This window comes from Bacillus sp. LJBS06, assembly GCF_016924995.1.
Lineage (GTDB): Bacteria > Bacillota > Bacilli > Bacillales > Bacillaceae > Bacillus > Bacillus stercoris.
The window spans coordinates 520,100-532,350 of record NZ_CP070483.1 but is presented as its reverse complement, the minus strand read 5'-3'; the positions used below and the strand labels follow the sequence as shown (position 1 = coordinate 532,350).

18 protein-coding genes, 7 tRNA genes and 1 pseudogene are annotated in these 12,251 nt (G+C 40.8%); 4 read left to right on the top strand and 22 right to left on the bottom strand.

Annotation, left to right across the window (positions count from 1 at the left end):
* Positions 1–11 precede the first annotated feature (11 nt).
* From JQX68_RS02745 to xis, 3 genes are read right to left on the bottom strand one after another with little or no spacing between them, the layout of a single operon-like run.
* Complete coding sequence (locus JQX68_RS02745) at positions 12–272, bottom strand: hypothetical protein (protein ID WP_205440515.1); 261 nt, start codon at positions 270–272, stop codon at positions 12–14.
* A gap of 53 nt (positions 273–325) precedes the next feature.
* A complete protein-coding gene (locus JQX68_RS02740; RefSeq protein ID WP_481748473.1) occupies positions 326–577 on the bottom strand; it encodes a hypothetical protein in 252 nt (83 codons plus the stop codon).
* Positions 543–773 (bottom strand): ICEBs1 excisionase, encoded by a 231-nt coding sequence (xis, locus tag JQX68_RS02735; RefSeq protein ID WP_003328157.1) that lies wholly within the window; start codon positions 771–773, stop codon positions 543–545. Before xis ends, JQX68_RS02740 begins: the two co-directional genes overlap by 35 nt.
* Before the next feature lie 154 nt (positions 774–927).
* Here xis and JQX68_RS02730 point away from each other — a divergent pair, with 154 nt between their 5' ends.
* The 3 genes from JQX68_RS02730 to JQX68_RS02720 are packed head-to-tail and all read left to right on the top strand — an operon-like array spanning position 928 to position 2,962.
* Positions 928–1,311, top strand: a complete 384-nt coding sequence (locus JQX68_RS02730; protein WP_003328156.1) for a helix-turn-helix domain-containing protein — start codon at positions 928–930, stop codon at positions 1,309–1,311.
* A 17-nt stretch (positions 1,312–1,328) separates the two neighbouring features.
* Positions 1,329–1,844 carry an ImmA/IrrE family metallo-endopeptidase gene (locus JQX68_RS02725; protein ID WP_205440514.1) on the top strand — a complete coding sequence of 172 codons (516 nt, stop codon included), beginning with the start codon at positions 1,329–1,331 and terminating at the stop codon, positions 1,842–1,844.
* 11 nt (positions 1,845–1,855) lie between these two features.
* Entirely contained in the window at positions 1,856–2,962 is a 1,107-nt protein-coding gene (locus JQX68_RS02720) for a tyrosine-type recombinase/integrase (protein WP_106610921.1), read from the top strand.
* Between the two features lie 99 nt (positions 2,963–3,061).
* Here the strand turns inward: JQX68_RS02720 and JQX68_RS02715 are convergent.
* The 8 genes from JQX68_RS02715 to JQX68_RS02680 all read right to left on the bottom strand — a co-directional run bounded on the left by JQX68_RS02715 (position 3,062) and on the right by JQX68_RS02680 (position 4,355).
* Positions 3,062–3,145 (bottom strand) — tRNA-Leu (locus JQX68_RS02715).
* 81 nt (positions 3,146–3,226) lie between these two features.
* Positions 3,227–3,308: transfer RNA gene (locus tag JQX68_RS02710), tRNA-Leu, on the bottom strand.
* An 11-nt stretch (positions 3,309–3,319) separates the two neighbouring features.
* A tRNA-Lys gene (locus JQX68_RS02705) sits at positions 3,320–3,395 on the bottom strand.
* Between the two features lie 28 nt (positions 3,396–3,423).
* A tRNA-Gln gene (locus tag JQX68_RS02700) sits at positions 3,424–3,498 on the bottom strand.
* 11 nt (positions 3,499–3,509) lie between these two features.
* Positions 3,510–3,581 (bottom strand) — tRNA-Glu (locus tag JQX68_RS02695).
* Between the two features lie 29 nt (positions 3,582–3,610).
* A tRNA-Ser gene (locus tag JQX68_RS02690) sits at positions 3,611–3,701 on the bottom strand.
* A 4-nt stretch (positions 3,702–3,705) separates the two neighbouring features.
* Positions 3,706–3,780 (bottom strand) — tRNA-Asn (locus tag JQX68_RS02685).
* Positions 3,781–3,902: 122 nt separating this feature from the next.
* Positions 3,903–4,355, bottom strand: a complete 453-nt coding sequence (locus tag JQX68_RS02680) for a SprT family protein (protein WP_071581000.1) — start codon at positions 4,353–4,355, stop codon at positions 3,903–3,905.
* A 103-nt stretch (positions 4,356–4,458) separates the two neighbouring features.
* Between JQX68_RS02680 and cmpA the strand changes: the two genes are divergently transcribed.
* Positions 4,459–4,572: a cortex morphogenetic protein CmpA gene (cmpA, locus tag JQX68_RS02675; RefSeq protein ID WP_003225207.1), complete on the top strand. Its 114-nt coding sequence runs from the start codon at positions 4,459–4,461 to the stop codon at positions 4,570–4,572.
* 9 nt (positions 4,573–4,581) lie between these two features.
* Here the strand turns inward: cmpA and JQX68_RS02670 are convergent, their stop codons facing one another.
* The 11 genes and pseudogenes from JQX68_RS02670 to rsbS all read right to left on the bottom strand — a co-directional run bounded on the left by JQX68_RS02670 (position 4,582) and on the right by rsbS (position 12,248).
* Positions 4,582–6,741 (bottom strand): Tex family protein, encoded by a 2,160-nt coding sequence (locus tag JQX68_RS02670; protein ID WP_147772931.1) that lies wholly within the window; start codon positions 6,739–6,741, stop codon positions 4,582–4,584.
* 93 nt (positions 6,742–6,834) lie between these two features.
* Positions 6,835–7,278 carry a MarR family winged helix-turn-helix transcriptional regulator gene (locus tag JQX68_RS02665; protein WP_103031598.1) on the bottom strand — a complete coding sequence of 148 codons (444 nt, stop codon included), beginning with the start codon at positions 7,276–7,278 and terminating at the stop codon, positions 6,835–6,837.
* Entirely contained in the window at positions 7,262–7,702 is a 441-nt protein-coding gene (locus JQX68_RS02660) for an EVE domain-containing protein (protein ID WP_147772930.1), read from the bottom strand. The genes JQX68_RS02665 and JQX68_RS02660 overlap by 17 nt, the downstream gene beginning before the upstream one ends.
* A pseudogene (locus JQX68_RS21660) lies at positions 7,699–7,934 on the bottom strand (hypothetical protein). The gene JQX68_RS02660 and the pseudogene JQX68_RS21660 overlap by 4 nt, the downstream one beginning before the upstream one ends.
* A gap of 301 nt (positions 7,935–8,235) precedes the next feature.
* Positions 8,236–8,835, bottom strand: a complete 600-nt coding sequence (rsbX, locus tag JQX68_RS02650; RefSeq protein WP_014662858.1) for a phosphoserine phosphatase RsbX — start codon at positions 8,833–8,835, stop codon at positions 8,236–8,238.
* Positions 8,835–9,623 (bottom strand): RNA polymerase sigma factor SigB, encoded by a 789-nt coding sequence (gene sigB / locus JQX68_RS02645; RefSeq protein ID WP_014662857.1) that lies wholly within the window; start codon positions 9,621–9,623, stop codon positions 8,835–8,837. The genes rsbX and sigB overlap by 1 nt, the downstream gene beginning before the upstream one ends.
* Entirely contained in the window at positions 9,589–10,071 is a 483-nt protein-coding gene (gene rsbW / locus JQX68_RS02640; RefSeq protein ID WP_014662856.1) for an anti-sigma B factor RsbW, read from the bottom strand. Before rsbW ends, sigB begins: the two co-directional genes overlap by 35 nt.
* A complete protein-coding gene (gene rsbV / locus JQX68_RS02635) occupies positions 10,068–10,397 on the bottom strand; it encodes an anti-sigma factor antagonist RsbV (protein ID WP_014662855.1) in 330 nt (109 codons plus the stop codon). Before rsbV ends, rsbW begins: the two co-directional genes overlap by 4 nt.
* 61 nt (positions 10,398–10,458) lie before the next feature.
* Complete coding sequence (rsbU, locus tag JQX68_RS02630; RefSeq protein ID WP_014662854.1) at positions 10,459–11,466, bottom strand: phosphoserine phosphatase RsbU; 1,008 nt, start codon at positions 11,464–11,466, stop codon at positions 10,459–10,461.
* Between the two features lie 11 nt (positions 11,467–11,477).
* Positions 11,478–11,879: a serine/threonine-protein kinase RsbT gene (gene rsbT / locus JQX68_RS02625; RefSeq protein ID WP_003240352.1), complete on the bottom strand. Its 402-nt coding sequence runs from the start codon at positions 11,877–11,879 to the stop codon at positions 11,478–11,480.
* Positions 11,880–11,882: 3 nt separating this feature from the next.
* A complete protein-coding gene (gene rsbS / locus JQX68_RS02620; RefSeq protein ID WP_003225190.1) occupies positions 11,883–12,248 on the bottom strand; it encodes an RsbT antagonist protein RsbS in 366 nt (121 codons plus the stop codon).
* Between the last annotated feature and the right edge of the window lie 3 nt (positions 12,249–12,251).

Below are 12,251 nucleotides of genomic sequence, written 5' to 3'. Positions count from 1 at the left end.
AACAAACACTCCTAGCGACATAAGTTATACAGATCGTCGTTATACAAAGTAAACACTTGGTTATCCTTCTTACTCAATGGACGAGTAGACCAGATACACCACCAATCCCAGCCTTTTAACAACTCAGATATTTCTTTATTAGCCTCCAAATAATTATCAGCTTCAACAACGAATGTTTCACAAGTGACATAGTCTTTAAAATGGTTCAAATCCTTATCAGCCTTTAAAGCTTCAACATCAGTAATGATTGTTGCATTCACCCTTATTTTCATCGCATCCCCCCTTTCAAAGGATTCTTAACGACTCCCTATAGTGGTATATAACGTCACACTATGGATGATTGCCGCAGCTTTTCAATGTCTTTTCTTCCAATGCCGTAATGCTTACATATCCTGCGATATGAAACGCCTTTTCGCAGTAATTCATTAACATTTTCATTTGTTAACGGAAGGTTTAAATAATGATTTATGATGACCGAATTAAGAGCAATTTTCATTCGTGCCATCCAATCACCTTCCATTTGTTTGGCCAAAGGAATTGCTTTACGCATAAATGAATGAGTTTGGCTTAGATTCATAATGATCATCCTGTTCCTGTCTTCTGCTTTTATAACAATAACGTTCTTCAAATTTTGCACGATTGACTTTACCTTGAATGACCATATAGCCGTCATTCTCCATTTCTTTATTAAGTGATCGAATTATTTCATATGCCTTTGCTTGCTTTACACCTAAAATATTTTGAATATCCTTTGCAGTCAAAAACTCATTCAAATTATCACCCCCGAAAAAATGCGTATAATCATTAACTACTTATATAATAAATGACTATACGCATAATGTCAACACAAAAAATGCAAAATACGCATATTTTCTTTTAAAAAAATATGACTAGTTGTAATATAAAAATAAAAATGAGGTCTTAAAAATGAGTTTTGGTCATAAATTAAAAACTTTGAGAAAACAAAGAGGATTAACCCAAAAAGAATTAGCTGAAAAATTATTTTTAAGTCAAAGTTCTATAACAAGGTTTGAGAAAGACGAAATCCTACCTACAAGTGAAACATTAAGTAAGATTGCAAATTATTTTGATGTATCTATTGATTTCTTATTAGATAGACCTCAACCTCCTCAAAAGAAAAACTCTAATCTAGAAAAAGCATTTAATGAAGCAATTGAGGAACTTAAAGACGAAGAAACACTTCTCTTTATGAAAAATGGTGATATTGACGAAGAAACAGCTGAATTAATAAAAAAAGCATTAAAGAATGGAGTCCGGTTTGTTAACGAAATGAAGCGTAAAGACAAATAATAAACATTGAAAGAGTGATGAACATTTACACTTCAAAAAGTATAAAACACAAGGCACAAGAAATTATTAAAAAAAATAACACAAACAATGTAAGTATCATTTGTAACAATTTAAGAATTTTTCATTTAGAAAGTAACTTAGGCAATGTAAATGGCTTCCTTCAATACTGTGAAGAGGAAGATGAGTACATTATTCACATCAATAAAAATGCCAGTTACAGAAATTTTGTTATTGCCCATGAACTTGGGCACTTTTTCCTCCACAAGAAATTGAATTCTTTTAAATTATCAAATTGTTCACTCATCTTGGAAGAAAAGTTAGAACATCAGGCCAACATATTCGCTTCTGAACTTTTGGTGACTGATAAAATGATTCAAGATGCAAATATCAATTTCAATGAATATACGTTAAACGACATTGCAACTTATTTTAAAGTCCCTACTTTTGTAATCAAACATAAAATTGAGCAACTGAAATTTTCTTCTTCAAGAGGTTTCAACGTTTTCGATAATAAACTAATAGCACAATTCTAAGGAGCAAAATAATGTCTATAAGGAAAACTAAAGATGGGAGATATAGAATCGACGTTAGTCTTGGTTTTGATCCAGTAACAGGAAAACGCAAAAGAAAAACAATGACCTTAAAAACGAAAAAGCATGCTGAAGAAATGTATCATGCAATAAAAAAAGCACACAGTGATGGTTTGCTAACAAGCCATAAGGAAGTCAGTTTCTCTACACTAGTAAGTATTTATTTGGAGCAATGTAAGCTTCACCATAAGCCTAATTATTATAATATTGAAAAATATACAATAGAAAAACATATCATACCTCATTTTGAAAATTGTATTGTCAAAAAAGTTACTCATAATGAAATTCAAGACTTTCAAAAGTCACTTATTGATAAAGGACTTGAAAACAAAACAATTAACAACACAATGATTATTCTCAGTAAAATTTTTGATATAGGTATCGTTGAGGATGTTTTAATCAAAAATCCATGTGCAAAGGTAAAAAATTTAAGTGTTGTCAAAAAACAGATGAAATTTTGGACTCCAGATCAGTTCAAAGAATTTATTAGTCTCATAGAAAAAGACGAATTTATTTTTAAAGTATTCTATACTACTGATTATCTGACAGGAATGCGCTTAGGAGAAATTTTAGCGCTTCAATGGAAAGATTTAGATAAGTTTAGAAGAGAAATTAATGTATACAAAGCTTTAACATATATAAATCAAGAATATATAATTACAGCTCCAAAAACTAAAAATTCTATTCGCCGTATAAGTATCAATTCAAAACTTATAACATTGCTCGATGAATGGAGACGACATCAGAAGGAAATCTTTGATGAATTAGGAATTCACCAATCAGAAGAAACTTATATGTTTCAATACAAAGACAGACCACCTACCAAAGATATTTTCAGCAGAAAAATAAAACAGATTTGTCAAAGAGGAAATGTGGAGCCTATCCGTTTCCATGATTTGAGACATTCACATGTAGCCTTGCTTATCCATCAAGGGGAAGATTATTTAGTAATAAAAGAACGATTAGGGCATAGTTCCGTTTCTTTTACAATGAATACTTACGGACATCTTTTTCCTAATAAACAAAAGGAAACTGCCGACCGTTTGGACGACTTACTTTAAGTAACTGGTGAGTTTTGGTGAGCAAGACTTCTTCCATAGCTGTATTTTCCGCATAAAAAAATAATACCAAAGGTGGTTAAACCCTTGGTATTATTGGGATGCGGCCGAGAGGACTTGAACCTCCACGGGTTATTCACCCACTAGGCCCTCAACCTAGCGCGTCTGCCATTCCGCCACGACCGCGTGATGATGAAATTGTGTTTGTGCTGGTTTATTAGGCTCTTAACCTAGTAAAACCAATTTGCGTGCACTTTGTAAATAAAGTGCGGGTGAAGGGACTCGAACCCCCACGTCGTAAGACACTAGATCCTAAGTCTAGCGCGTCTGCCAATTCCGCCACACCCGCAAAAAGATAAGTGGTGAGCCATGAAGGACTCGAACCTTCGACCCTCTGATTAAAAGTCAGATGCTCTACCAACTGAGCTAATGGCTCTTACTATTCGATTTCAAAAAAATAAAAATGGCTGGGCTAGCTGGATTCGAACCAACGCATGACGGAGTCAAAGTCCGTTGCCTTACCGCTTGGCTATAGCCCAACGAAATGGAATGACCCGTACGGGATTCGAACCCGTGTTACCGCCGTGAAAGGGCGGTGTCTTAACCGCTTGACCAACGGGCCGATGGTTGAGAACTTATATCGAAATCTTATGGCGGAGAAGGAGGGATTTGAACCCTCGCGCCGCTTACGCGACCTACACCCTTAGCAGGGGCGCCTCTTCAGCCACTTGAGTACTTCTCCAATATGGCTCCACAGGCAGGATTCGAACCTGCGACCGATCGGTTAACAGCCGATAGCTCTACCACTGAGCTACTGTGGAATAATGAGACAAGACTTATTATATCAGCCTTGATTTTCAGTGTCAAGAGGTAAATGTTTTTATTTATCTCTCGTGACGACTTTTATAATGTAACATAGGCTTGCAATATTCGTCAACCTTTTTCACGAAAAAATTCTTTTTATTTTCCCGCGGCATTTTCCGCATCTGTATCTGTCAGGGTTCATAGCCCGCTTCTTTATATACTGTTGGCCGCAGGCCGTACAGATATACATATAAGTTTTTTTGTTTTCCGCTTTTTTCTTAAGGGGTGTACAGAACCTCGGTGCGTTGACTTGCTGCAAAAGCATTCTAAAATCTCTGTCTCTGTGCTTGTACCCTTTTCCTTCAAGGTGAAGATGATAATGGCAGAGCTCATGCTTGATGATGCCGATCAGCTCCTCCCTGCCGTGTTCAATCAAATATTTTCTGTTCAATTCAATGTTATGGGAGGTTAACAGGTACCTGCCGCCAGTGGTTTTAAGCCTGTCATTAAAAAGCGCCTGATGGCGGAACGGCTTTTTAAAGTACGTTTCAGAAATATCCTCTGTCAGCTTTTGAAGCTCTATATTATCCATAGTGCACCTCACTTAAAAAACATTGAACGGGACAATTCACCGTTCGCATACAATATGGTAATCACTGTCCCTCTTATGATAAAAGCTGAGGAGGAATGAGCCTATGCCAAATTGGCTTAAAAAGCAGATGCAAAAAGCGTTCCTTGAAAAAGATAATTACCAAATTAAACTGCTGAATCAATGCTGGTATTTCTATAGGAAAAAACACTGCTCGTAAGCAGTGCTTTTATTTTACCATAGACAGCGATACTCTGCCTTTTTGTACATCTACGCCGTCAACCCAAACTGTCACGATATCGCCGACAGAGACAACATCAAGAGGATGCTTGACGAATTGATTGCTGAGTTTTGAGATATGCACAAGCCCGTCTTGTTTGACTCCGATATCAACAAACGCTCCAAAGTCCACTACATTGCGCACGGTGCCCTGCAGTTCCATTCCCTCTTTCAAATCTTCCAGCTGAAGGACGTCTGTTTTCAGCAAAGGCTTTGGCACCTCGTCACGGGGATCGCGTTCTGGCCTTGTCAGCTGTTCACAAATATCTTTCAGAGTGATTTCGCCGATTCCCAGCTCTTTTGCCGTTTCAGAAAGTGCCAGCTGATTGATTTTGTCCTTCAATTCCGCCGTGCCGATATGTTCTGTTGAAAGCCCGAGTTTTTTCAATAGCTCTTTTGTTTCTTTATAGCTTTCCGGGTGGATGCCTGTTCTATCCAAAGGCTCTGTTCCTTCCTGCACTCTTAAGAAACCGATACATTGCTCGTAAGTTTTCGCACCGAGCCTTGGGATGTCCTTCAGTTCTTTTCGATTTGAAAACTTTCCGATTTCCTCACGTTTTTTGACAACGTTGCCTGCGACAGACTTCGATAATCCCGCTACATACTGAAGCAGCGCGGCAGATGCTGTGTTGACGTTTACTCCAACCTGGTTTACGACCGTTTCGACGACAAACCGCAGAGATTCATTTAAGCGCTTTTGGCTGACGTCATGCTGATACTGTCCGACACCCACAGACTTCGGATCGATCTTAACGAGCTCCGCGAGCGGGTCTTGAAGTCTTCGCGCAATAGATACGGCACTGCGCTCTTCAACCTTAAGGTCAGGGAATTCTTCTCGGGCAAGCTCAGAAGCCGAATAGACGCTTGCTCCCGCTTCATTGACAATTACATAATAAATTTTGCGCGGCATATCCTTTAGTACATTGACAATGAATTGTTCTGTTTCTCTGGATGCTGTGCCGTTTCCGATCGCCACCATCTCGACTTGATATTGCTCAAGAATCTTTTTCACTTTTTCATGAGCTTCTTTTGTTTTGTTGACTGGCGCATGCGGATAGATTACATCAATTTTCAAGACTTTTCCGGTCTCATCTGACACAGCGAGCTTACAGCCGGTTCGAAAGGCTGGGTCAACACCGAGAACGGTTTTGCCTTTCATTGGCGGCTGAAGCAGAAGCTTTCTCAAGTTTTCTGAGAAAATATGAATCGCCTGTTCATCGGCTTTTTCTGAGAGCTCTTTCCTGATTTCACGCTCGATTGCCGGCTGGATCAGTCTTTTATAGCTGTCCTCAATTGTCTCCTGCAAAATCTCTTTTACGGTTGTTGAGCGGTTTTTGATGATTTGTTTTTCTAAATACGCTTTAATGTGATCCGCAGGCGGTTCGATCGATACCTTTAAAATGTCTTCTTTTTCGCCGCGGTTCATTGCCAGCACCCTATGCGGAACGACCTTTGCGATTGGCTCTTCATATTCATAATACATTTCATAAACATTTTTTTCGTCCGTGTCTGCCGACTTTCCGGCAACAGACTTAATGGTTCCTTTTTTGAAGGTTTCCTGGCGAATCCACTTTCTGAAAGACGGCTCGTCTGAGATTTGTTCCGCAATAATGTGCTTGGCGCCTTCAATCGCTTCTTCTCGTGTAAACACTTCTTTTTCTTCGCTGATGTACTGTTCTGCTGTTTTTGCCAGACGATCATCTTGGGGGAGTGTCAGGATATAGTCGGCAAGCGGCTCCAGGCCTTTGCTTTTAGCGACTGTCGCCTTTGTTTTGCGTTTTTGTTTATAAGGGCGGTAAAGGTCTTCCACTTCCTGAAGCTTCACCGATTGCTCGATTTTACGTCTTAGATCATCCGTCAGTTTATCCTGCTCTGCAATCAGCCTGATGACTTCTTCTTTTCGCTGATTCAGGTTTTGTATGTATTGCCAGCGTTCAGAAATCGTTTGAATCTGAACCTCATCCATTGAACCCGTCTGCTCTTTTCGATACCGGGCAATAAACGGGACTGTGTTGCCGTCCTCAAGCAGACGGATAACACTTTCAACATGTTTTTGTGATAAACCTATTTCTTTCGCAATTTGCTGTTTTAAAAGGGCTGACGTTTCCATGTAACCAAAGCCTCCAATTTTGTCGTTCTTTCTCTAGTGTATCAAAAACCGAAAAAAACACATAAAAAAAGACAGCTGGCGCTGCCCGTATCTTTACTCATGTTTCAATAGTTCCTGTAAGCCGCTCAGAAAATTCTCTTTTTTCATCGCAGCTGCAAAGAAGGCTTGATCAATCTTCTCAACAATTGGCAAAGCCGCTGTTACTTTTTCTCCTCCTGTTTCTGTAAGAGACAGGAGGACCTCTCTTTTATCCTGGGGATTTTTGCTTCTTTGGATAAATCCTTTTTTCTCAAGCGTCCGCACAACCTCCGAAACCATCATGATATTGGTCTGGCTGAAGCTTGCAAGTTTTTTTTGCGTGACGGTTTCTCCGTGAGCAATCATATACTTGCACGAGGTCAGCAGAACAAATTGAACGTGGGTCAGGTCAAACTCAGCCAACGCTTTTCCCACTTTCCGCTGCCAGCTTTGCGTGGCCTGCCATAATAAAAAGCCCGGGCTTGTGTTCGGACCGCTAAATTTAGAGTGCCATTCCACTTATGTTAACTCCCATCGCTTGTGCTATTGTCAAAAAATCATTTTTGCTGATTTCAAAGTGTCCTCTGCGAAATAAAAAGCCAAGATGCTTGGTTTCCTGAACAAATTCAAGCTTTGGTTTAATGTCGTAAAAACCGATTTTATGGCATGGATAATAGTCTATATCTAATCGGTATGGAATAAAATTCGGAGCCATTTGATACGGATAGATATTTCCGCTTTTCACTTTGCCGATCGCAGTAAAGCTTCGCAGCAGTTTGCCATCTGGATATGCGTCTCTTGGAGAATAATAAATCAGCCAATCTCCCTCATTCATTTTGGCGAGCGGGGCTTTTTTTCCATGGCACAGCTGTGCAAAACCACCGGCAGCACCTTTTAATACATGCTGCTCTGACACAACGCCGATCCAATAATTTGTGTTCATTTTATCACTCCTCCGCATAGGTGAACAAGCCTGCTGACAGCCGCCGGGATGTCTTTAGACAGTTCAGTCCCAATGATTTCTCCACATTTTTTTGCTTCAGCACCATCTAATACAATTCCATGTGTGATACGCAAACCTTCTTTTTGCTTTTGAAGCACGTGAGAAAATTCCATTTTTACATTGTTATGCGGCATGTTGGCCATGATAGAAAATGACCGATGTTTCTCCACATGCTCAAGCCAAAAAGGAACTGTTTTTCCTTGCAGATGCAATGTTCCTTCCGTTCCCTTTTGAAATGGTCCTTTCAAAGAAGCTGATGCAACACCCGTATCCCATTGATCCCATGTTTCTGTTTGCTGATAACGGCTCCAGATTTTGTCTATATCCGCATCAGCTATCGCAGTGTATTCATAATTCCACATCCCATAAGCCCCCCAAAATGATAAGTTCACTTATTAATTATAATAAGCGCACTTATTAATAGTCAACCAAAAAAAAAGAAGCCGGATGTTCAGCTTCTTTTTTCTGGTTTCCTAGGACAGATGTCCAAGAATATAGGTCAGATCATCTTTTCTCGATGTCGTATACATTTTCAGCGAATTCGATATGTCTTCTACCGATTGGCCCTTTTTCAAATGGGAGCGGATATCGGGTACGTTGAGTCCATCTGTATGTATAATGAACTTTGAACCCTTTTCATAAGTGGCGGTGTGCGTTTTGTATTTTTGCGGCTTGCCTGATAAATAGCCCGAAATCGGCAGAGGATAAAAGCTTTCACCAGACGGAGAATGCAGAATAAACCGTACATTGCCGACAGCGCAGTACGTAAACTGCCTTTGTTCAAAATTAATTTTCAGGATAGATGCTGTGGCGCCTCTTTTGTTTTTCATCGCCTGATTACAGCGTTCGATAATGCTTTGTACGTCTTCATTCGCATAGTTTTCCACTAAGTCTTTGATGGCTGCAGAGGATTCGTTTGCAAGCGATCCACTTCCAAGTCCGTCAGCAACCGCACAAATTAATTCCTTGTCATCAGCTTTCATAAAAAAGCTGTCTCCGCAAATCGATTTTCCTTCTTTATTCAGTTGATATACTAGAGTTTGAATATGCTCGTTTTCTTCAACCTGGATCATTACATTAACTCCATCGAGGGATCTTCAATCAAGGCCTCTCTGAGCTTCTTCACAGCTTTGCGCTGCAGACGCGAGACGTGCATTTGAGATATACCGAGAATGTCCCCAGTTTCTTTTTGGCTTTTGTTTTGAATATACGTAAGGTCTATGATTTGTTTTTCACGGTCTGAAAGGACATGAAGCACGCTTTGCAGCATCATTTGCTGGTTGACTCGCTCATATCCATCCTCCTGTGATCCGACGATATCAAGGATCGTGACGGTGCTTCCGTCCGAATCCGCTTCAATGCTGTGGTCAACGGATAAGGCTTGATAGCTTTTGCCCATTTCCATCGTTTCAAGAACCTCTTCTTCAGAAACATCGAGGAATTCGGCAATCTCTTCAACTTTCGGCGATCTTTGTGTTTCAGTCGTCAGCTGATCAACCGCCATTTTGATTCTTGGCCCCAGTTCTTTAATCCGTCTCGGCACGTGAACGCTCCATGTTTTATCTCTGAGGAAACGTTTAATTTCACCGATGATTGTCGGAATTGCAAAAGCTTCAAACGATTTCCCGACAACAGGATCGTATCGCTTAATCGCGCCGAGCAGCCCGATCATGCCGACCTGGCGGAGATCCTCGTGGAAGCTTTTTCCTTTTGAATATTTTTTCGCAAGCATGTCAACCAGATTTGTATACACCCGCACAAGCGTTTCCTGCGCCTGTTCATCTTGCTTTGTTTGGTAATCGCTTATGAGCCGATCGACTTCATCTTTAGTTAGTTTCGTAGTTTTTGATGGTTGTGTCATGATCAACTCGCTCCCCATTTAAATACTTTGTCATCGCTACAGTGACGCCGGAGTGATTTTGCACTCTAACTTCATCCATGAGCGTTTCCATTAAATATAGACCGAGCCCTCCTTCTGATAATTGATCAACTGTGTGCGAAGGTGTGTACGGCCCTAGATCCTGCTGCTTTTGATCAAAGTCAAAGCTGTCTCCTTCATCCGCCACAATAACCTCTAAACGGTCTTCAAACACACCGAATCGTATTGACACTTCCCCATTTTTATCTTCTTTGTAAGCATGCTGAACCGCATTTGTGCACGCTTCACTGACTGCGATTTTCAAATCTTCAATTTCATCATACGTATAGCCCATTCTGCTTGCGACGCCTGACAGCGTCAGTCTTATAATTCCCACATACTCAGGTTGGGCCGGCACTTTCATTTCGATGTAATCAGCTTTATTCTTCATTGCACTCCACCTTCTGACTTTGCAGAAATATCAATGATGTCCTTCAGGCCTGTAATGTCAAACAGGCGGATCAGGCGGTCAGAAAGATTTTCAAGTTTTAACGAACCGCCTTGTTTTTTTACTGTTTTAAAGATCCCTACAAAAACGCCCAATCCGGTACTGTCCATGTAGCTGACATCTTTCAGGCAAATTCTTAAGTCCGCACCTTGTTCTGCCAGAGGCACAAGCTTCTCTCTGAGCACCGGCGCTGAGTATACATCAATTTCTCCTGCAATGTTTACTTGTATATCATTCTCGTTTTGCTTCACATCAACATTTATATTCATCCGTATCACCTCAAATTTTCCTTCAAATCACTAGTTGCTTTATACCCTCGTCTGGCAGACGTTAAACCTTTCTCCGCAAAACAATTAACGTAAAATCATCGTGAAGCTGAAAGTCCTGTAATTTGAGGAGGCTGTCATAAATGTTTTTGACCATTTCCTGCGCGGAGGAACACATATGTTCCTCAATGAGCTTCTGCAAATCAGGACGCTCCAAGAAACCGTTTTCTGTTCTGCATTCTGTGACGCCGTCAGAAAATAAAACGATCATATCACCCTTTTCCAGATGCTGATCGAATTGTCTGTAGTCATAATCCTGCGAGATGCCGAGAACGAGTCCTTTAGCCTCTAAATCATAAAACGCGTTGTCTTTTTGAGAATAATAGAATCCCGGTTCATGTCCCGCCGAAGCATATGTAAATCGATGCTTGTCCATATTGTAATTGGCATAAAACATCGTAATAAACATACTAGCGTCAACGTTTTGTTCAACAACACGATTTAAATTTTTCAGCACCTGAGAAGGGTGTATGCCTGTTTCCGGCAATGAGTCCATTGCGTATTTAATCATGGACATACAAAGAGCTGCTGGAATGCCTTTTCCGATCACGTCCGCGATTGCAATATTAATGGATTCCTTGTCTTTGACGAAGTGGTAGTAGTCACCGCTCATCTGTTTGGCAGGCACACTGATGGCGCCGATATCCAGCGCGTCCTCCTGCGGAATTTTTGTTCCGAGCAGCGTCTGCTGGACATTAGCTGCGATTTCAATTTCTGATTTGATTTCCTGCTGTATCCCTCTAAGGGTTTGATGCTCCTGATAAGCCATTCCATAACCAATCATGACTTCTATTAAAAAATCCAGCGAATGAAACACATCTTCCGGGAGACTTGGATACAGCTCCTTCAGCACTTTTCTATGAATACTGATGATTTCTTCCGGAGGAATTTGGTGCTCGATTGTTTTTCGGCTGAATTTTTGGGCTTGATATAAAGATGTTTCTGTTAATTCGGCTATATATCGGCTAAGCAGCTGATGATACCGCTGCTCAATAACCTCCCTAAAATCCACGTTCTTACCTCCTACCGAAGCCATTTGATGGCTTGTATCTCTGTTCCTTCCCCCGATACGGAATTTAAGCTGAATTCATCCATCAGCCTTTTGACCCCGGGAAGCCCCGCACCAAGTCCTCCAGACGTTGAAAACCCGTCTTCCATGACTTTTCGGATATCAGGAATTCCCGGCCCTTGGTCTTCCGCTATGATTTTCAGGCCCTTTTTTCCTCTGTCTGCGACCTGTTCAATCCCAATCTGCCCTTTGCCGGCATATAAATAAATATTCCTGGCTAATTCTGAAATAGCCGTTGTAATTCTAGCCTGGTCTACAGTGCCGAAACCCAGTTCTTTCGCAACGTTTCGCCCCAGCTGTCTGGCGGCTACAATATCCCATTCTGTCATGATTTTTACACAGGATTGGTCGTTCATTCGCTATTCCCCCAATTCCCGCTTCAATGTCTCAAGCCCCTGCTCTAAGTCGAGCGCAGTTTCGATTTCCTCAAGCGCGATTCCAAGTTCGATCAGCGTCACTGCCACAGCGGGCTGAATGCCGGTCAAGACAACTTTTGCCCCCATTAACTTGGACATTGTTATGACGTCGCCCAGCACTTTTGCGATAAATGAATCAATCATATCCACAGATGTCAGGTCAATGACAACGCCGTTAGCACCTGTTTCATATATTTTATTTAATAAGTCTTCTTGAAAGGTTAATGCAGTTTGGTCATCAAGTTCCCATTGAATGGACACTAATAAGCAATTATACAGTTTCAAGATCGGGATTTTTGGATGTCTCACAAT